General features: G+C 41.9%; 22 protein-coding genes and 1 pseudogene. 14 read left to right on the top strand and 9 right to left on the bottom strand.

The features are described 5' to 3' along the window. Positions 1-19 precede the first annotated feature (19 nt). From ACIQXQ_RS10150 to ACIQXQ_RS10130, 5 genes and pseudogenes are all read left to right on the top strand, one after another. Complete coding sequence (locus ACIQXQ_RS10150; RefSeq protein WP_402957024.1) at positions 20-556, top strand: TetR/AcrR family transcriptional regulator; 537 nt, start codon at positions 20-22, stop codon at positions 554-556. A 508-nt stretch (positions 557-1064) separates the two neighbouring features. After that, a complete protein-coding gene (locus ACIQXQ_RS10145; RefSeq protein ID WP_402875147.1) occupies positions 1065-2564 on the top strand; it encodes a malate:quinone oxidoreductase in 1500 nt (499 codons plus the stop codon). A 175-nt stretch (positions 2565-2739) separates the two neighbouring features. Beyond that, positions 2740-3201 (top strand): annotated as a pseudogene (locus ACIQXQ_RS10140) (ABC transporter substrate-binding protein); the annotation flags it as partial. 24 nt (positions 3202-3225) lie between these two features. Beyond that, entirely contained in the window at positions 3226-3996 is a 771-nt protein-coding gene (locus ACIQXQ_RS10135) for an ABC transporter ATP-binding protein (protein WP_402957022.1), read from the top strand. Then, complete coding sequence (locus ACIQXQ_RS10130; protein WP_402875150.1) at positions 3986-4777, top strand: ABC transporter permease; 792 nt, start codon at positions 3986-3988, stop codon at positions 4775-4777. The genes ACIQXQ_RS10135 and ACIQXQ_RS10130 overlap by 11 nt, the downstream gene beginning before the upstream one ends. A gap of 99 nt (positions 4778-4876) precedes the next feature. On the opposite strand, the gene ACIQXQ_RS10125 is transcribed toward ACIQXQ_RS10130, so the two are convergent. The 3 genes from ACIQXQ_RS10125 to ACIQXQ_RS10115 form a co-directional block, all read right to left on the bottom strand. Next, positions 4877-5479: a hypothetical protein gene (locus ACIQXQ_RS10125; RefSeq protein WP_402957020.1), complete on the bottom strand. Its 603-nt coding sequence runs from the start codon at positions 5477-5479 to the stop codon at positions 4877-4879. Between the two features lie 87 nt (positions 5480-5566). Beyond that, a complete protein-coding gene (gene ytkD, locus ACIQXQ_RS10120; protein WP_402957018.1) occupies positions 5567-6028 on the bottom strand; it encodes an RNA deprotection pyrophosphohydrolase in 462 nt (153 codons plus the stop codon). Between the two features lie 97 nt (positions 6029-6125). Then, a complete protein-coding gene (locus ACIQXQ_RS10115; protein WP_402875159.1) occupies positions 6126-6470 on the bottom strand; it encodes a hydrolase in 345 nt (114 codons plus the stop codon). 241 nt (positions 6471-6711) lie between these two features. Here ACIQXQ_RS10115 and ACIQXQ_RS10110 point away from each other — a divergent pair, with 241 nt between their 5' ends. Further along, positions 6712-6969: a DUF6154 family protein gene (locus ACIQXQ_RS10110; RefSeq protein ID WP_402875161.1), complete on the top strand. Its 258-nt coding sequence runs from the start codon at positions 6712-6714 to the stop codon at positions 6967-6969. Between the two features lie 253 nt (positions 6970-7222). Then, on the top strand, positions 7223-7756 hold the full coding sequence (locus ACIQXQ_RS10105) for an isochorismatase family protein (protein ID WP_402957016.1): 534 nt from the start codon (positions 7223-7225) through the stop codon (positions 7754-7756). A gap of 534 nt (positions 7757-8290) precedes the next feature. Here ACIQXQ_RS10105 and ACIQXQ_RS10100 read toward each other — a convergent pair. Both ACIQXQ_RS10100 and pdxR read right to left on the bottom strand, forming a co-directional pair. After that, positions 8291-8743 (bottom strand): GNAT family N-acetyltransferase, encoded by a 453-nt coding sequence (locus ACIQXQ_RS10100; RefSeq protein WP_402957014.1) that lies wholly within the window; start codon positions 8741-8743, stop codon positions 8291-8293. A gap of 29 nt (positions 8744-8772) precedes the next feature. Beyond that, complete coding sequence (gene pdxR / locus ACIQXQ_RS10095; protein ID WP_402957012.1) at positions 8773-10176, bottom strand: MocR-like pyridoxine biosynthesis transcription factor PdxR; 1404 nt, start codon at positions 10174-10176, stop codon at positions 8773-8775. Between the two features lie 152 nt (positions 10177-10328). Here pdxR and ACIQXQ_RS10090 point away from each other — a divergent pair, with 152 nt between their 5' ends. Beyond that, the gene (locus ACIQXQ_RS10090) at positions 10329-11243 is read left to right on the top strand and encodes a DMT family transporter (RefSeq protein WP_402957010.1); all 915 of its coding nucleotides are present in this window, start codon (positions 10329-10331) and stop codon (positions 11241-11243) included. Between the two features lie 51 nt (positions 11244-11294). Here ACIQXQ_RS10090 and ACIQXQ_RS10085 read toward each other — a convergent pair whose 3' ends face one another. Continuing rightward, positions 11295-11735 carry a Dps family protein gene (locus ACIQXQ_RS10085; RefSeq protein ID WP_402875179.1) on the bottom strand — a complete coding sequence of 147 codons (441 nt, stop codon included), beginning with the start codon at positions 11733-11735 and terminating at the stop codon, positions 11295-11297. A gap of 122 nt (positions 11736-11857) precedes the next feature. Between ACIQXQ_RS10085 and ytzI the strand changes: the two genes are divergently transcribed. Then, on the top strand, positions 11858-12013 hold the full coding sequence (ytzI, locus tag ACIQXQ_RS10080) for a YtzI protein (RefSeq protein ID WP_402875181.1): 156 nt from the start codon (positions 11858-11860) through the stop codon (positions 12011-12013). Positions 12014-12053: 40 nt separating this feature from the next. Here ytzI and ACIQXQ_RS10075 read toward each other — a convergent pair whose 3' ends face one another. After that, the gene (locus ACIQXQ_RS10075; RefSeq protein ID WP_402957008.1) at positions 12054-12527 is read right to left on the bottom strand and encodes an S-ribosylhomocysteine lyase; all 474 of its coding nucleotides are present in this window, start codon (positions 12525-12527) and stop codon (positions 12054-12056) included. A 204-nt stretch (positions 12528-12731) separates the two neighbouring features. Between ACIQXQ_RS10075 and yidD the strand changes: the two genes are divergently transcribed. The 3 genes from yidD (at position 12732) to ACIQXQ_RS10060 (ending at position 14316) form a co-directional block, all read left to right on the top strand. After that, the gene (gene yidD / locus ACIQXQ_RS10070; RefSeq protein WP_402875252.1) at positions 12732-12950 is read left to right on the top strand and encodes a membrane protein insertion efficiency factor YidD; all 219 of its coding nucleotides are present in this window, start codon (positions 12732-12734) and stop codon (positions 12948-12950) included. Between the two features lie 143 nt (positions 12951-13093). Next, the gene (locus ACIQXQ_RS10065; protein ID WP_402957006.1) at positions 13094-14041 is read left to right on the top strand and encodes a metal ABC transporter solute-binding protein, Zn/Mn family; all 948 of its coding nucleotides are present in this window, start codon (positions 13094-13096) and stop codon (positions 14039-14041) included. Between the two features lie 113 nt (positions 14042-14154). After that, the gene (locus ACIQXQ_RS10060; RefSeq protein WP_402875188.1) at positions 14155-14316 is read left to right on the top strand and encodes a DUF1540 domain-containing protein; all 162 of its coding nucleotides are present in this window, start codon (positions 14155-14157) and stop codon (positions 14314-14316) included. A 47-nt stretch (positions 14317-14363) separates the two neighbouring features. Here ACIQXQ_RS10060 and ACIQXQ_RS10055 read toward each other — a convergent pair whose 3' ends face one another. Further along, complete coding sequence (locus ACIQXQ_RS10055) at positions 14364-15425, bottom strand: DctP family TRAP transporter solute-binding subunit (protein ID WP_402875191.1); 1062 nt, start codon at positions 15423-15425, stop codon at positions 14364-14366. Positions 15426-15568: 143 nt separating this feature from the next. On the opposite strand from ACIQXQ_RS10055, the gene ACIQXQ_RS10050 reads away from it, so the two are divergent. Beyond that, a complete protein-coding gene (locus tag ACIQXQ_RS10050) occupies positions 15569-17173 on the top strand; it encodes an ATP-binding protein (RefSeq protein ID WP_402957004.1) in 1605 nt (534 codons plus the stop codon). Continuing rightward, positions 17170-17865, top strand: a complete 696-nt coding sequence (locus ACIQXQ_RS10045; RefSeq protein ID WP_402957002.1) for a response regulator — start codon at positions 17170-17172, stop codon at positions 17863-17865. The genes ACIQXQ_RS10050 and ACIQXQ_RS10045 overlap by 4 nt, the downstream gene beginning before the upstream one ends. A 44-nt stretch (positions 17866-17909) precedes the next feature. Here ACIQXQ_RS10045 and ACIQXQ_RS10040 read toward each other — a convergent pair whose 3' ends face one another. Then, complete coding sequence (locus ACIQXQ_RS10040; protein WP_402875202.1) at positions 17910-18056, bottom strand: hypothetical protein; 147 nt, start codon at positions 18054-18056, stop codon at positions 17910-17912. Between the last annotated feature and the right edge of the window lie 20 nt (positions 18057-18076).

Below are 18076 nucleotides of genomic sequence, written 5' to 3'. Positions count from 1 at the left end.
TAGATGAAGGAGGTTTACGTTGTCGACACAAAAAAAGCAGGATCCCCGTGCCCTTCGCTCTAAGCGAATGATTAAAAAGGCCGTCACAGATATACTGATGGAAAACCCTGATATATCGAAGCTTACCGTACAAAAGATATCGGACCGCGCAGAGCTGAATCGTGCAACTTTTTATTTACACTTTGTCGATATTAATGATTTATTAAAACAGTTGGTCTATGATATTTTCGACGACTTATCGTCGGAATTGTCACCCATCCTGCAAATTGATAATTTGAATCATGAAGAGCAATTAATTACGTTTTTGGATTACTTTTATAAACACCGAAAGCTTTTTGCCGTGCTTTTTGCCCACCCGGGGTTCAAGAAAAAATTGCATATGATCTTAAAGGACTCCATTGCCATAAAACGTGTAAGGGACCGGACAAAGGAAGTAGCATTATCCATGGATATTCTCGCCTCCTCCATCTTGGGTGTCATCATGTGGTGGCTTAAAGATGGCGTTCATTTCAGTTCCGAATACATTGCCAACCAGATTATTGAACTTTATCGATAATCGAGTAGCAAACCAAATAATTAAAATGCTCTTTTTTTACATTTAATATGCATTCTTTTCATTAAAAGGTGTAAAATAAATATCGACCGGATTTATCAAACAATACAGTCCCATATTTCGTCTTTATTCACGTTCTCCATTACTTTCCTTCTATAAGAAATTCGGGCGGAAAATCCAATTGGATAAACTTTTTCTGAGAGTGTTTTTAAGATATAATGGAGATAATGTATAAGGTAGGTCATGTTTCATTGGTTTTACCTATTGGTATTGGGTTTATGCTCATAACCAAAGCAGCGATATAATTTACGTTCACTACTTCACATCATCTATATTTTAACGATATAGTATTATTGGCTATTTTAATCTATTAAAAAAAGCAATACAGTATGATATGCTTATAATAAAGACAGGAATGATGTGTGACCAGGTCACGCCTTGGCTTATTGTGACGCCTAAGCAGGACCACCTACATCCTTTCTGCAAATTTTAGGGTATAAGGATGGTAATGATGAGCAACGGAGAAATCAAAACAGACGTCATCTTAATTGGTGCCGGGATCATGAGCGCGACTTTGGGGACAATGCTTAAAGAACTAGTACCGGAATGGGAAATCAAGGTGTTCGAAAAGCTTGAAAGCGCGGGGGAAGAAAGCTCTAACGAGTGGAATAATGCGGGGACAGGTCATGCAGCACTGTGTGAACTTAATTACACAACTGAAAAACCAGATGGTTCTATTGATATTAGCAAGGCCCTTAAAATTAACGAACAATTTCAACTTTCAACTCAGTTTTGGTCTTATCTTGTAAAGAACAAGCTGATAAATAATCCACAAGACTTCATCACGTCATTGCCACATATGAGCATGGTTCAAGGGGAAGAAAATATTGCGTTCTTAAAGAAACGTTTTAAAGCGCTATCTGAAAGCCCTCTATTCCAAGGGATGGAATTTTCTGAAGACCCTGCAAAATTAAAGGAATGGATTCCACTTATCATGGAAAACCGTCCATCGAATGACCGCATTGCGGCCACTAAAATCGACTCTGGAACAGATGTTAACTTTGGTGCCTTGTCGCGTATGTTATTTGACCACTTAGAAAATAAAAATGTAGATATTAAATATAAACATTCTGTTGATAACATTAAACGGGCTAACGACGGTTCTTGGGAATTGAAAGTTCGTAACGCCAAGGGTAATGTTGAACGCCATAATGCTAAATTCGTCTTCATCGGCGGCGGGGGCGGAAGCTTGCACTTACTGCAAAAATCCGGTATCCCTGAAGGGAAGCATATTGGTGGATTCCCTGTCAGCGGGATCTTCATGGTATGTAATAATCCAGAAATCATCGAGCAACATCATGCCAAAGTATACGGAAAAGCTAAAGTTGGTGCTCCACCAATGTCTGTTCCGCATCTTGACACACGATTCATCGATAATAAAAAATCATTGCTATTCGGACCGTTTGCCGGCTTCTCACCGAAGTTCCTGAAAACAGGTTCCATGTTTGATTTAATCACTTCCGTCAAACCGAATAATGTCTTGACGATGTTATCAGCTGGCGCAAAAGAATTGCCTTTGACTAAATATCTGGTTCAGCAACTTATGTTATCGAAAGAACAACGCGTTGAAGAATTACGTGAGTTCATCCCTAACGCTAAAGTTGAAGATTGGGATTTGGTCGTAGCTGGACAACGTGTTCAAGTTATCAAAGATACGGATAAAGGAAAAGGAACGCTTCAATTTGGTACGGAAGTCATTACAGGGGCTGACGGTTCGATTGCCGCATTATTGGGTGCATCACCAGGTGCTTCAACAGCCGTTCATGTTATGCTTCAAATCATCGACAAATGCTTCCCTGAACAGAAGCAAGAATGGGAACCGAAACTTAAAGAAATGATTCCGTCTTACGGCATTTCCTTGAAAGATAACCCAGACGTTCTTGAAGAAGTTCATGCTTCTACAGCAGAGGTACTTGGTTTACACAAAAAAAAAGAAAAAGCCTATAATTAATATTCGATAACCTTCAATCTGAAAAGGATTGAAGGTTTTTTTATTCATTTTAACTCAAAACTCTCCCCCTCTATTTATTCCGCCAAACTGGAAATCATGACATAGACCATAAAAATAGATTCACTAATCTTCCCATACCATGATCCTCAAAAAAGTATGTATCTTGTTATCCATTGCCTTCGCATCCGGTACAGGTGATTTCGTCCAATTGTTCGAACCGACTGCCAGTGTGTTCGAGAAAGAAGGCAAGGGCCATATTGTCGCTTCCTTTGGTGCAGAGTCCGGTCATCTTCCCTATACCACCTTTATGGCCAAGGAAAGTTATCTGAAGGACGATAAAGAGACCGTAGAGAAATTTACTCGAGCCTTGAAGAAGGCACAGGATTGGGTGCAGGAAAATGATGCAGCAGAAGTCGCCAAAGTGATCCAACCATTCTTCGATGATATCGACGTTGAGACGATGGAGACCGTTATCGACCGTTACAAGGAGCAAGGTTCCTTTGCACCGGATCCGATTCTGGATGAAGAAGAATGGAATAACTTGCAGGATATCATGGACGAAGCCGGTGAATTGCCTACACGCATCAGCCATGATGAGCTTGTCAATACGGACTTTGCAAAAGAAGTCACCAAATAAGGTACAGAGTAAGGAGGATGTCTCATGGGATTTTTGACGATCGAAGACATTCACCACACGTATTTTTCAAATCAGGCGGCCCAAACCGCACTTGGGGGCATTTCTCTCGATATTGAAAAAGGTGAATTCGTCTCTTTTCTTGGCCCGAGCGGTTGCGGGAAAACGACCCTGCTTTCCATCATCGCCGGACTGTTTCCACCCACTTCTGGGAAAATCCTGCTCGAAAACGAACCGCTTGGGACGGATCATGATTTTCCGATTGGCTATATGCTTCAACAGGATTACCTCTTTCCATGGAAGACGATAGATGAAAATGTTACGTTGGGGTTACGTCTATTGAAGAAAAATGAAGGATTAGAACGGGTCAAAGCGTTGAAGTTATTGAATGAGGTGGGGTTGGCCGGATCTGAAAAGTCGTATCCACGCGAACTCTCTGGTGGAATGAGGCAACGTGCCGCCCTGGCCCGGACTCTCGCCGTTGACCCGAAGATCCTGCTTCTTGATGAACCATTTTCTGCCCTGGATTATCAAACGAAACTGAAACTCGAGGACCTTGTATCGGAAACACTGAAATCATTCGGAAAGACTGCTGTCCTTGTGACCCATGATATCGGTGAAGCGATTGCGATGAGTGACCGGATCTATCTGTTCGCTGCGAAACCGGGTAAAATTCATAAGACATTCGATGTGCCCATGGAACTGCGTGAACTGACACCATTCCATGCCCGTAACCATCCAGAGTACACCGCGTTATTCCAAACAATTTGGAAGGAGCTTGAAAGTCTTGAATATTGAACAGCTTCATGGCCAATATAAAGCCTCGTTGAAAAAAGAAAAAAAGCTGGTCCGTGTTTATCAGCTCCTCATTTTCATCGTCTTTTTCAGTGGGTGGGAGTTGTTTTCACGGATGAAATGGATCGATCCGCTCATCTTCAGTTCCCCTTCGAAAGTCTGGCAGTTATTTTTAACGAAAGTGGCTGATGGTTCCCTGCTCTCCCATTCGGGCGTGACGCTATTCGAAACCGTACTCGGCTTTCTTATCGGAACACTGCTTGGGACGGTGCTCGCTTCCGTACTTTGGTGGTCTCCTAGACTATCCAATATCCTTGATCCCTATCTCGTCATTTTAAATGCGATGCCAAAAGTGGCCCTTGGTCCCATCATCATCGTCGCATTCGGTCCCGGCTTCCCTTCGATTATTTCCATGGGAGCGATCATTTCCATCATCATCACCACGATTGTCGTCTATACCGCATTTCGGGAAGTCGACCCAAACTACCTGAAAGTCCTTCAAACATTTGGTGCCACACGGTTACAGTCGTTCCGGGAAGCCATATTACCCGCTTCCTTTCCAACCATCATCTCCACCTTGAAAGTGAACGTGGGACTCTCATGGGTGGGAGTCATCGTCGGAGAATTCCTAGTTTCCGCAAAAGGGCTCGGCTACCTAATCATCTATGGATTCCAAGTCTTCAATTTCACCCTCGTGATGCTTGCCTTGATGATCATCGCTGTCTTCGCAACTATCATGTACCAGCTTGTCGAACTGCTTGAACGAAAATTGATCAAGGACTGACCTAGCTGCTGATCGTACATCGGCAGTTTTTTTGTAGTTATTCCTTTTCATGATAGGCAAAACAGCATGTGCCTTGTAAGGGGCCATGCTGTTTTACAATCAATAATTAGTTTTCCTGTTTTTTTGTACGTACTTTTTAACAAGCTTCATTTTCCCATTTTTAGATAATGAATATTTTTTCACGTCCCAAGTATCCGTATATTTTTCAGCATTCGGTTCTTTACCTGGATCCCAATTTTTCTTCATTCTTTCTATTGCCACTTCTATCGTATTAGCAGAAAGGAACTTCGTGTCTAATCCTGCTCCACTTGTATATCCTTTTTTCAAAAAGACTTTACCATTAGAATGGACGCCTACGATGGTCGTTCTCGCACCGCCGCCAGCGATTTCCGTATAATACAGAAACGTATCCTTCTCTTTTGTTTCTGTATATTGCATATATCCAAATGTGCTCGATAAATATTTCAAGCTCCACACTTTCTTTTTCCCTTTTTTAATAAAAGGCGTATAGTTCCATTCATCTCTTTCTTCTAATCCCACGCTCAACCCATTTTTTAGCTTTTTGGAAAATTCACCTGTTCCACTATCATTCATATGTACGGGATAGACCTTCGCCTTTGCTTTTGCTGAGGTATGCGTTAACGGAAAGACCAGACTAAACATGAACAGGACAATCAATAGTAATGTACCTTTTTTCCTCAATTCACTCACCCCATAACTAGGTATTTATATCCATTACTATTTTACCACCTATTGCCGTAAAAAAACAGCCTGCTGACTGTCTCTTTGTCATCCTTTCATCATGTCTTTAAGCCGTTTCAGGCTAAGCGGCAGGATTTCGTCTTTCATGATAAAACTGTACTCCTTCCCTGGGACGTCCGGCAGCTTAGCCAAAAGGAGCGGTCCGTCCGTCTCCAGATAATCCTTTTTGCTTTCCAGACCACCTAGCTCGGCGAAATAGATGGATTTAATGAACGGTTTTATGGGATCATGGACCTTGTATTGCCCTAAAAAAATCAACTCGTTCACCAATCCGCCTGTTTCTTCATACACTTCACGCTTGGCTGCCCCTTCAATCGTTTCTCCATCCTCCCGCTTGCCACCTGGAAATTCCAACCCGCGCTTCCGGTGTTTCGTCAATACCCACTTGCCACTGTATCGGCATATGACAAATACATGATAGGCATCCCCGAAAGCCTCATCATGTGAAAACTCGACCATATATCCATTTTCGTCTATAAAGCTTTTCATATTTCCCACAACCAATCCTTATTTCACCCATTTCTCTCCATTTGAGTTATACTTATTATAAGATAAAAAAATGAGAATGTAGCAAAAAAGATGACCTCTAATATTCGAGGCCATCATCTGTCCGCTTTGCCTGCAGAATACCCATGCTTTCTATATGCCGCTTGCCTTCTTCTGTTCCTAGCATATAGATCATTTCATAAATCTTTTGAAGCGTGACATCCTGTTCATCGTTTTCACGGTCATAATGATATTGTAAATACGGTACGTGGGCACGATAAAAATTATCTTCCCCTACTGAATAATTGTAATCGAACAATTCCCGAAGCTGGATGATTTCATTATCCGTTGCCTCGATTTCAAAATTCCATGGAGAACTTTCCCGGTCCTGCGTGATTTGCCCGTTTGGGATGTATACGTAATACTTTTTCCTTGTTTCTTCCATTCGTCATCATCCTTTCCCTAACTCCTACGCTTATTTTCTCACCAGATTCCACCTTCATACGATGGAAAAATTTGTTTGCACAAATGGGAAAGATGTTAAATAATAGATTAAAGTATCTTTCAAAGGGTAAAACATATAATAAGCCCAAGCATCCTACAGATTTTTATATGCATCATGAGGTTTTTTTGATAACCTACATATAAAGAGATAACGGATTTTCAAGAAATGTGAGGTGAAAGTTATGAAGTTGATTGAAGAATTGTACAACATGTACCGTAATAAATTGACTGGTGATGAAGAAGACATTGATATGCTAACCTTTGCTGTCCTGGAACAATTGGACCGCAAGGAAATTTTCGAATTGCTTCAAGAGATGGATGACCAAGAACTAACCGATCTTATGGGCCTTTACATTATTGAAACGTTAAAAGGAAAATTCGCACAAAATAGTTTAAATGATACGAAACCTACTCACTTTTCACCAAGGAATATACATTAATTACATACCATATTAGGCGTCCCGCATCTTGGGACGCCTTTCTTTTTGTTGTCTGTTAAAAGGGTTACCCTTATTTATTGCCGAAGTTCGCTAAAAATTGTCATACAACGGCTTGTACTTCCTCTAATTTTTCCGGTTTTAATAGGCTAATCATCTTAGGGATAAACTCTTGATTTAGGGGAAACTAGATAGTATATTACCTCATTTTAAAAAAGCATTAGAAAGGAACAATCCAGAATGAGCGGGGATGTTTATGAACACGGAAAAAAACACGGCATTACTTATAATTGATCTTCAGATAGGATCATTTTCGAAGGAAAAACTGATATATAAAGGAGATGAATTATTAAACAATATTCAATTTCTCATTTCAAAAGCCCGTATTGAGCAGATCCCCATTTTTTTCACGAAACACAATGGTAAAGCGGGGACCCTTAATCAGAAAGGAAATCGTGGATGGGAAGTTCATCCGTCAATCCCTCTTTTTAAAGAGGACGTTATCATTGAAAAAGATTTTCCTGATTCCTTCCAACAAACGGATCTTCAGCAACAATTAGTAAACAAAAAAATCAGTCGAATTATTATAACAGGGATTCAATCGGAAGTTTGTGTAGATGCTACTTGTCGTCGTGCATATAGCCTAGGTTATGAAGTGATTCTTGCAGAGGATGGTCATAGCACATACGACTCTAACATTTTAAACGCTTCTCAAATTATCAATCACCATAACGATATACATGCTCAATGGTTTGCAAATGTACAAAAAACGAAAGATATTTTCTTGTAGGTATTTCACAGTCAGCAATTTGAGTAAAGAAAATGTGAATAAAAGCTTTACAAAAAAAATCAGTTCATTTAATACTTTGTCTAAGCTTGGATATTAGGTTTTTGTATGCCTTCCTTTTTTATTTCTGAAGGAAGGCATACAAAAACAAGAGTTCTTATAAAAAAAACGTTATACCTGTACATTGCTCAGGTCTTCGGTAAGGACCATTATGTGAACATATTGGTCCTTTTTTGATGTTATTTCGATTCTTTTTTTAGATATACATAGCAGAGAACAACTAAAGCTGGAACTATACTAGGAAGGAAACGGACGACAAAGTGAAGAGGCATAAATGTTGTTACATCAACGTTTATGCCTCTTCACTTTTTTCAATTCGGGCTCCCCCCTTTTTGGACAGCCCCTTTTTTTGATAACCTTCATTATTGAAACAAATAGAGCTGAAAAAGTGTTATATAACGATTAAAATGTCTATTTAGATAATTTGCTATCATTTTGATTGTAGATTCTCTCTTAAAAAAATTCGATCATTTCGATTCAACATATCTTCATCGTCATTAACACTCTAGACTCACTTGTCGTATAACCATTTTTCGTGAAAAACATCTCCGGTTTTCCTTCGCCTCTCTCAGTCGATAAATAGGCCGAATCAACTTTTTTCTCTGCTAAGATTTCCGTCAAATAGTTTAACAAGTTTGTGCCAATAGCTGTTTGTTGAATGCTACCACACACACAAATCTCGTTTATATAGTAGCTCTTGTTATCAGCCCATTGCCCTTCATTTCCAACTAAAAATCCAATTAATTGTTCCTCGGAATTATAATAACCGATTCCTATGTATCCAGGAGTCCTGCTTATGTCCAACAAGCGTTTGTAAGAAGTCTTCACACTCCAAGGTTCATTCCAAAGATTGGAACTAAAAACGCTGGTGAACAGTTTTGCTGCTTCCTCTAAATCCGTATCTGTTAATAACCGAATATTACGTTCCATCGAAGACCCTCCTAATTTCCTCAGTCTCCCTACTTCAACTTATCTTCTTCTAGATCCCAGGCTCCTTTCAATTTCTTTATGCCCACTTGTATCTCTTCTTCTGATACCCCTGCGAACCCTATTAAGACAGTGGTGGTCGGAGGTTGCTTTGTATAAAACAGTGAAGCGGGATAGATTTTCACGCCATGCATTTTTGCTCTCTCAATAAGCTCTCCTTCATTAAACCGTGAGTCCACGTCAAGCAAGATATGCAGTCCTGAGTCTCCTCCCCGAATCTTCACATGTCTTCCTAATTCGTTTTGGATGGTCTCTAATACCATCTCTCTCTTTTTTTGATACAGCTTTCTCATTCTGTTGATGTGTTTTTGCCATTCACCCCTTTTGATAAATTCAGCAAGCGTAAACTGAATGTGACAGGATACCGTTTGTTTATACAAGGAAGTGATTTCGGTACCTTTTTCTAATAGAGGTGCAGGAAGAACCATATAGCTGATGCGCAACGAGGGGAGAAGGGATTTAGAGAAAGTGCCCATATAAATGACCCGGTTATGCTGGTCAATCCCTTGCAAAGAAGGAATCGGCTGTCCGCTGTATCTATACTCCCCCTCATAATCGTCCTCAATGATATAAGATTGATTATCCGCTGCCCATTTAAGGAGCTGCCTTCTTCTGTTGATCGTCATGGTGGTGCCGAGTGGAAATTGATGAGAAGGCGTTACATACACAAGAGATGGATTTTTATTTCGGATTCCCTGCATACAGATTCCCTCTTCATCCACTGGCATAGGGAGAATCTTCATAGAATTGATTTCAAAGATCCTCCTCGCTCTCGGAAAGCCCGGATCCTCATACCCTATGGAAATGTCCCGCCCAAAGACTTGGCATAAGATCTGTAACAGTATAGGATTACCCGCCCCTAAAATGACCTGTTCAGGTTGACAATGAACATCGCGTGAATGATATAAGTATTCGGCAATAAGCTCTCTCAACACAGGTTCCCACAATATATTCCCTGGCCGATAAAGCTGTTGACCATATTGATCTAAGCTACTGACCATACTTCTTCGCCAAGAAGAAAAAGGAAAGTGGGTTGAATCCACATGGCCATAATGAAAGTCAATCCATTGTTCATTCTCTTTTATTTTGGGCTTAATGGAAGAGTCGTTTGCCATATGTACAAAATCGGATTCACTATAATCCACATACCAGCCGCTTCTCGGCTTGCTCACAATGTACCCTTCAGCCGCAAGCTGATCATAGGTACGCTCGACTGTCGTGTGGCTGATTGAAAGCTGAGACGCGAGCACCCTTTTGGAAGGAAGTTTCATCCCTTTTTGAAGATGCCCTTCCTGCATCTCTTTCTTGAAAAGCTGATAGAGCTGTTGATAAAGGGGCGTATCGTGGTTTCGATTTAAAAAAAATGTGATATCCACTTCGATGATCCCTCCTAACTGGCATTGTTTTATTTAAAGAAACTGGCTGTTTATTAAGAACCATTTTCTGTTTATATTCATTGTAATCCATTAAAAGGAATAAGACGCAGATAAAAAAGGATGTTGGAGAAATATGATTGGGAGTGATTGTAATGAAGAAAACATCAAATGGTTGGATGAACGGTTTTATTGGCGTAATGATTTTTAGCGGCTCACTGCCTGCGACTCGCTTAGCTGTAGCGGATTTCGATCCAGTGTTCCTTACCTTGTGCCGCGCGGCGATAGCAGGTGTATTGGCAGGAGCCCTTCTTCTTCTCTTCCGGCAGTCACGTCCTGAAAGAACGGATATCGTCCCTCTTATGATCGTAGCGGTTGGTGTCGTGGGTGGTTTCCCACTGCTGACTGCCTTGGCCCTGCAATCTGTCACATCGGCACATGCTATCATCTTCATTGGTCTACTTCCGCTCTCGACGGCTATATTTGGGGTGATTCGGGGTGGGGAACGCCCACGTCCCTCCTTCTGGATATTTTCTGCTGCTGGTAGCTTCCTGGTTGCAGGGTATGCCCTCATCCAAGATGGGGAAGCTTCCCCAATCGGCGACGTTTACATGGTGGCCTCGATCATCATATGTGGTCTCGGTTATGCTGAAGGCGCTCGACTCTCACGGAAGCTAGGGGACTGGCAGGTGATCTGTTGGGCTCTCGTTCTATCCCTTCCCCTAATGCTTCCATTTTCCGTCTATCTATCCCCGGATTCGTGGGACGACATTGGTGGACCTTCACTATTGAGCCTTGCTTATGTATCTTTATTCAGCATGCTCATCGGCTTCATCTTCTGGTACCGTGGTCTCGCTCAGGGTGGTATAGCGGCGGTTGGGCAGCTGCAGCTCCTTCAACCATTTTTCGGGCTGTTGCTTGCAGCTGTCTTTCTGCATGAGGAGGTTGGTCCCACACTCATAGCTGTGAATATAGCTGTGGTGCTTTGTGTGGCAGCGACCCGGCGTGTAGCAAGAGCACCACGAATGAAAGCCGAGACAGAAGACATGAAAAGTGATTTGACGAAATAGTCTAGAAACAAAAAAAGGCCCTACCGAAGTAGAACCCATCTCATTCTAAGCTTAGTTTCCTAAATAAGCACGTAGCATCCAAGCATGTTTGTTCAAGCTTTTCTTCATGCTAGTCAGCATATCGGCTGTTACTGGATCTTCCTCTTCAGCGGCTTCGATGATTTCTAGGAATTCCGTAGAAAGTTTTTCGAAATCGGTGATGACGCTTTGTACCATATCTTCTGTATTTTCTTTACCTGTCGCTTCTTCAAGAGTCGTCAATTCTAAATATTCTTTAAGCGTAGCGACCGGTTTTTCTCCGATGGCTAAAAGTCGTTCAGCTAGCTCGTCCATGTCTGTGCCGATTTCTGTGTATAATTCTTCTAGTTTTTGGTGAAGTTCAAAGAAGTGGGGTCCATTTACGAACCAGTGGAAATTGTGGATTTTTGTATAAAGGACATTGAAGTTTGCAATTTCTTTGTTTACTAATTTACCTAATTTTTTCTGAGTCATAATATCTACCTCCGTTAGTTGGTTATACCTATATAGTTCCCTCTCCACAAAAATTGAAACCTTTATCGCTTCAATTCTTATGCTAAAATGAATATATAATTTGTCCCAAAGGAGCTGTCAATATGTTTACGGTTTTGGTGATATCCATCATAGTCATCTTGATTGTACTGGGGCTATCCGTCCTGACGATTGGTAAAGGCTATAGCTACAAGCATACTGTCGATCCAATTGACCCGCTGCCAAAAAACGAAGAAGAGGAAAAAGACCAAGATAAATAAAAAAAATCCTGTCTTGGAAAAGACAGGATTTTTTTAGAGCTTAACCGAATACTTTATGAAGGTCCGCTTTATCTTGTGATAACCAGAAATTCATCAATTTCTTGGCTCCTTCAAGATCATGCAATTTTGCTTGGCCGCATTGCTTTTCATTAGCAGCTGGAATTTCCGTGATTTGCAGGGCATCCTTGAACGTATCTTCCAATACGTCGATGATTTCCGTCACGGTCGGCTCACCACTCACAACCAGGTAATATCCTGTTTGGCAACCCATTGGCGAAATGTCGATGATATCAAAATGATCGTACTGCTCGGAATGCTTACGGATGTTGAACGCGAGCAAATGTTCCAAAGTGTGGATCGTATCCGGCTTCATCGCTTGCTTGTTCGGCTGGCAGAAACGGATATCAAATTTATTAACAACACCATCTGTTCCGACCTTATGGACACCGCAATGTCTTACATAGGGGGCTTTAACAGCATTATGATCTAATTCAAAGCTTTCAACTGAAGGCATTTTATTCACTCCTTAATTGTATGTCTCTTCTATTTTACCTTGAAACACAATATATTTCACCCTTTTAAATTTATGGCAATTGGCTGAACAGGCCTAAAATCCTTTCTCACATCCTTTATTAACCTTCTAGAAAACAAAAGAAATATGGTATAATAAACGATAGTGAATTTATTTGAAAAGAGATGAAAGTGCTTGCTGAAAAAAATGATCATGGGCATCATACGTTTTTATCAGATTGTGGTTTCTCCATTAAAACCGCCAACATGCCGTTTTTACCCTACCTGTTCTCATTACGGTTTAGAGGCCGTGAACCGTTTCGGTCCGATCAAAGGAAGCTGGCTAGCCATCATCAGGATTCTTAAATGCCATCCGTTCCATCCAGGTGGTATTGACCTTGTTCCAGAAAAAAAGAAAAAACAGTAATAAGAAGGAACGCGTCAAAAAAACCTTGCTTTTCGGAACGATTTTATGTATTATACTATAGTCAAATCGTAATCATTTCGTTTTCAAAACCATACATTTTAAATCGTAATCAATACGAATTATTCAAAAAGGAGAATTTTTTCATGAAAAGAAAATTATTACTTTCTCTTTCACTCATTGCAGCATTGGCCCTTACAGGTTGCGGCAAGTCTGAAGGAAAGCAGAAGGAAGATAAAGATGTGCTGGATATATACACAACCGTTTATCCTCTGGAATATTTCACGGAAACCATTGGGGGCGAATTTGTGAACGTTGAGACGGTTTATCCTCCGGGTACAGATGAGCATACCTTCGATCCCTCCCAAAAGGATATTGTAGGCATGGCGAACTCAGACCTATTTTTCTATATTGGATATAATTTAGAGGGCTTTGTCACAAAAGCTGAACCGATCTTAAAGGGTGAAGGCGTAACTACGGTCGCTGTAGGTGAAACCGTTTCAGTAGATGAACATGATGAGGAACACGATCATGAACATGGAGAACCCGATGACGATGGCCATGATCATAGCAGCGTCAACCCACATCTATGGCTAGACCCCATCTATTCCATTCAGATGGCCGAAACCGTGAAAGACGAGTTAACGAAGCAGATGCCGGAACAGGAAAGCTACTTCACATTGCGTTTTAACGAGCTTTCAGATAAATTGAAGGCACTCGACAAGCAGTTCGCGAAAACAATCAAGGCCGGCCGTACGAATAAAGTGATTGTTTCCCATTCTGCTTATGGGTATTGGGAAGAACGCTACGGCCTTGAACAAATCGGGGTAACCGGACTTACATCGTCAAATGAACCGTCGCAAAAACAGCTGGCTAGCATCGTCTCCATGGCTAAAGATGAAGACCTTCATTACGTCATCTTCGAACAGAATATCAGTTCCAAGCTGACCGAAATCATCCAGAAGGAAATGGGGGCGGAAGCACTCGAGTTCCACAATCTTTCCGTTCTGACAGATAAAGACATCGAAGCCGGTGAGGATTACTTCAGCCTCATGGAAAATAACATCAAGACCCTACAAACGGCATTACACTAAACATATCAGGAGGCGAACCCACATGGTTCGCCTCTTTTCCATTTTTAATCCAGTGTAAATGCCCTTCCTTTGTTCAAAGCTATAGATGTACCATTAAAGGAGGAGGAATTCATATGGCTCAGGATGTAAAATGTGCTGTTGACAGCTGTACGTTTTGGAAGCACGGCAATCGTTGTTCCGCTGATATGATTAAAATCGAGCACTATTCCGAAGAACGTGCTCACACAAGCCATCAAACTGGATGCCGCACCTTCAAACCCGCTGAGGATTTGTAAGTTCATAAGAAACCGGACTCAAAGATTGGATTTGAGTCCGGTTTTTTTCACTCGATATATTTCTCGCGTATTCTTTCCATCTTCTCCATCAAGTCTTTTCCGATGACGGGCTCGAATTCAGGATAGATGCTTGTCATTTCTTTCATCCACAGCTTTCTCTCTTTATCGGATAAGGTATAGACTTCAATCGTGGATTTCTCTTCAATGGCTTGTAGCTGGGTTTGGTTCATTTCCTTCGCCTTGTCCCAAAGCCAAGATGTTGTATCATCCATCGCCCGCGTGATTTGCTGTTGGATATCCGGAGGAAGGTCTTCCCAAAAGGATTGATTCATCATGACGACATACCCTAAATAGCCATGGTCACTTATGGTTAAATATTTTTGCACGTCATATAGCTTCTTGGAATAGATATTGGAGATCGTATTTTCCTGGCTATCCGTCTTCTTGATTTCCAGACTTTTGAATGTGTCATTAAACTCCAACTTGGAGGTTGACGCGCCAAAGTGTTCGAATTGACTCTCCAGCACAGGACTTGGCATGATCCGGAAGTTTTTCCCGGACAAGTCTTCAGGACGGCGGATGGGCTCATTGCTTGTCATTTGTTTAAAGTTATTGGACCAAAAGGCAAGACCCTCGATATTTACCTCAGCTAAATGATTCAGAAGTTCTTCTCCCACTTCCCCATTCAGCGCTTCTTTGAGGGCAGCATCCGTGGGAAAGATATAAGGAAGGTCCAAAAGCATCCATTTTTCCGATATGTTCGTAATTTTAGAAGTGGTCGGTGCAATCATCTGCACCTTATTTTCTTGTAATGCCTCTATTTCTTCGCGATCACTATACAACGATTGATTCGGATACACCTCAATTTTGACACGGTGATCGGTATATTCGTCCACAAGGGCCGCAAACCGGCTTGCCGCCAAACCCTTGGGTGTATTCTCAGCCACCACATGACTGAACTTAATCACGATTTGATCCTCCATTCCAACCTGTTCCTCGTCTATGGGCAAATCGAACCCAAAGCTTGTAAAGAACGATTGAAAGGCGATATAAACCGCAACCAATACCCCTATTCCGATTAACACCAGGTATCCCCCGTAAGCACGCATAGTGACATCTCCTTACCGAACGCTTCACATTATACGTTCATTCTATCACAGCTTTTTCACCGTTGTATGACAACCTAGGAAATTGGGCGAAAATAACCGAAGATTCTGGTAGTATTAAGGAGAGATCTAATGGAGGAAAACAAATGGATAAATCCTTTCATATGCCGATTCAATTAAAGATCACCCTGCTATCCTTTATAATCGTGGCCTTTTCCATCCTCATTGGTGGGATCATCATTTTTGGAAATATCGTCTCCATCAGGGAAGAGGAAACCGGTGCCCGTTCGATGATCACGGCCCATACGATTGCGGAACTTCCCGAAGTACAAAAGATGGTCCTGGAACCGGAAGGCTGGACCGAACTGAATCCCATCATTGAAAATTTAAGAAAAATTCATCAGGCCGATTATATCGTTGTCCTGAATGAAAAACATATGCGGTACTCCCATCCGGTTTACAGCCAACTGGGGACCTTATCGAAAAGCAATGATGAGCGTGCCGCTTTTGCAGAACATGAATATATCTCGAAAGCCGTAGGGGAACTTGGCGTTTCCGTTCGTGCCTTCGTTCCCATCCTAAATGAAGAAAACAAACAGATAGGTGTCGTCCTTGTCGGGAACATCCTGCCGACGATCCCGGAAGTCATCACTGACTTAAAGACGGAAATCCTGCTTCTTCTCTTTTTGACGCTTCTGTTTGGTGTATGCGGCTCATGGCTACTGGCCAGGCGCATTAAAAAGGAAACCTTCCAGCTTGAGCCACACCAGATTTCCCAGATGCTCGTTGAAAGGACGGCCGCCTTCAATGCCATGCATGAAGGGGTCATCGCCATTGACACTAATCAGATCATTACGATATTCAATGAAAAGGCCAAACAGATGCTGAACATAAGCGGTTCCGTGATCGGCAAAAAAATCACGGATGTGGTGGATGATACCCGCCTCCCAGAAGTTTTGGAACGGACAACTCCCATCGTCAATCAGGAAATTTCCGTCCAACAAAAAAACATCCTGAGCAACCGGGTACCGATCAAGATAGACGATAAGACCGTCGGCGCCGTGGCCATTTTCCAAGACCGGACGGATGTGACGAAGCTTGCCGAGGAACTGACAAGCGTAAAGGCATTCGTGGAAGCTCTGCGTGTACAAAATCATGAACATATGAACAAGCTACATACGATCGCCGGATTGATACAACTAGGAAATTTAGACGATGCTCTACAGTATATTTTTCAGATCACCGAGGAACAGGAGGAATTGACCAGGTTCTTAACGAAGCACATACACGATGATAATTTAGTGGGGCTGCTTTTGAGTAAGGTTTCCATAGGCAGGGAGCTTGGCATCGAGCTTACCATGGATAAGCATACGAAGCTGGACCGCTTTCCACCTGACATGGATTATCATGATTTTGTCTTGATCGTCGGAAATCTGATAGAGAATTCTTTTGCGGCACTCAAATATTCGACCGAAGAATCCAAGCAGGTCTATCTGTCCATCTATCAAGATGAACGGCATTGTCAAATCCTGCTGGAAGACAATGGACCGGGCATTCCCGAACCTATACATAAGGATATTTTCGAGTATGGTTTCACGACAAAAGGTTCCGAGGGATCGGGAATAGGACTTTATCTAATCAATCAAATTGTAAAAAAGGCGCATGGCGAAATGAGTTTTACGACGCGGCCTAACGAAGGGACCAGCTTTTTTCTTTCCTTTCCCATGCAGGATATAGAGGAGATCAAATGACCAATCAAATATGTGTACTTTTAATTGAAGATGACCCAATGGTCCAGGAGGTAAATAAACAATTTATCGAGCGCCTTTCCGCCTTTACCGTGGTGGATACGGCTAATAATGGACTGGAAGGTCTTGAAAAAATCAAGAAGCTAAAACCGGATCTTGTCATTTTGGACATCTTCATGCCGAACTTGAATGGCGTGGATACGCTTTATCAAATAAGGAAAGACCAACTTGATGTCGACGTCATCATCATCTCGGCGGCCAATGATCAGAAAACCATCCGGAAAATGATTCAGAATGGAGCCTTTGATTATTTAATCAAACCCTTTAAATTCGAAAGGCTGCAACACACACTTGAGCAATATTATGCCTTTCGCATGGAAGTGGAGCCAGATCATTCTATCTCTCAAACCCAACTGGATCGCCTTCTCTTCCAAAACAAATCGTCTCCTAAGCAGACATTGAAAAAAGATGTCCCCAAAGGGTTGAACGGATCCACTCTGGAACAGGTCACGAAATTCATCAAAACCCAACCTGGCTCTCTATCCGCAGAGGACGTCGCCGATGGAATCGGCATTGCGCGGGTGACGGCCCGACGCTATCTCGAGTACTTACATGATGAAGAAATCCTTCAGCTTGATGTCCAGTATGGCAATATTGGCCGCCCTGTCAATCGATACCGCCTTAACAAAGAATAGCCCATATGAAAAGGGACCGATTCATACCATGAAGACGGTTCCTTTCATGCTTCCTTCGTCCGGTCATAGATTCCCCATTTTCTTTTCAAAAGAAACAACTCGCACTCCGCTAATGCAGTGATTTCCTTAATGACAAAATCCGGCATCCCCCTTCTTAACAAAACCTCTGCAATAAGGTACGGCTTTTTCATATTCTTCCCCCCTCCCTTTC

Source organism: Peribacillus sp. NPDC097198 (assembly GCF_044762055.1).
Lineage (GTDB): Bacteria > Bacillota > Bacilli > Bacillales > DSM-1321 > Peribacillus.
The sequence above is the reverse complement of the archived record's forward strand: the minus strand, read 5'-3'. Positions and strand labels throughout refer to the sequence as shown.

Excerpts from the sequence above, each read along its gene's own strand:
- ACIQXQ_RS10115 (WP_402875159.1), bottom strand. The coding sequence starts at position 6,470 with ATGGAAGAAACAAGGAAAAAGTATTACGTATACATCCCAAACGGGCAA.
- ACIQXQ_RS10045 (WP_402957002.1), top strand. The coding sequence starts at position 17,170 with ATGACCAATCAAATATGTGTACTTTTAATTGAAGATGACCCAATGGTC.
- ACIQXQ_RS10110 (WP_402875161.1), top strand. The coding sequence starts at position 6,712 with ATGAAGTTGATTGAAGAATTGTACAACATGTACCGTAATAAATTGACT.
- ACIQXQ_RS10050 (WP_402957004.1), top strand. The coding sequence starts at position 15,569 with ATGGATAAATCCTTTCATATGCCGATTCAATTAAAGATCACCCTGCTA.
- ACIQXQ_RS10090 (WP_402957010.1), top strand. The coding sequence starts at position 10,329 with ATGAAGAAAACATCAAATGGTTGGATGAACGGTTTTATTGGCGTAATG.
- ACIQXQ_RS10065 (WP_402957006.1), top strand. The coding sequence starts at position 13,094 with ATGAAAAGAAAATTATTACTTTCTCTTTCACTCATTGCAGCATTGGCC.
- yidD (WP_402875252.1), top strand. The coding sequence starts at position 12,732 with ATGATCATGGGCATCATACGTTTTTATCAGATTGTGGTTTCTCCATTA.
- ytzI (WP_402875181.1), top strand. The coding sequence starts at position 11,858 with ATGTTTACGGTTTTGGTGATATCCATCATAGTCATCTTGATTGTACTG.
- ACIQXQ_RS10055 (WP_402875191.1), bottom strand. The coding sequence starts at position 15,425 with ATGCGTGCTTACGGGGGATACCTGGTGTTAATCGGAATAGGGGTATTG.
- ACIQXQ_RS10060 (WP_402875188.1), top strand. The coding sequence starts at position 14,155 with ATGGCTCAGGATGTAAAATGTGCTGTTGACAGCTGTACGTTTTGGAAG.
- ACIQXQ_RS10100 (WP_402957014.1), bottom strand. The coding sequence starts at position 8,743 with ATGGAACGTAATATTCGGTTATTAACAGATACGGATTTAGAGGAAGCA.
- ytkD (WP_402957018.1), bottom strand. The coding sequence starts at position 6,028 with ATGAAAAGCTTTATAGACGAAAATGGATATATGGTCGAGTTTTCACAT.
- ACIQXQ_RS10145 (WP_402875147.1), top strand. The coding sequence starts at position 1,065 with ATGAGCAACGGAGAAATCAAAACAGACGTCATCTTAATTGGTGCCGGG.
- ACIQXQ_RS10085 (WP_402875179.1), bottom strand. The coding sequence starts at position 11,735 with ATGACTCAGAAAAAATTAGGTAAATTAGTAAACAAAGAAATTGCAAAC.
- ACIQXQ_RS10075 (WP_402957008.1), bottom strand. The coding sequence starts at position 12,527 with ATGCCTTCAGTTGAAAGCTTTGAATTAGATCATAATGCTGTTAAAGCC.
- ACIQXQ_RS10105 (WP_402957016.1), top strand. The coding sequence starts at position 7,223 with ATGAACACGGAAAAAAACACGGCATTACTTATAATTGATCTTCAGATA.
- ACIQXQ_RS10040 (WP_402875202.1), bottom strand. The coding sequence starts at position 18,056 with ATGAAAAAGCCGTACCTTATTGCAGAGGTTTTGTTAAGAAGGGGGATG.
- ACIQXQ_RS10135 (WP_402957022.1), top strand. The coding sequence starts at position 3,226 with ATGGGATTTTTGACGATCGAAGACATTCACCACACGTATTTTTCAAAT.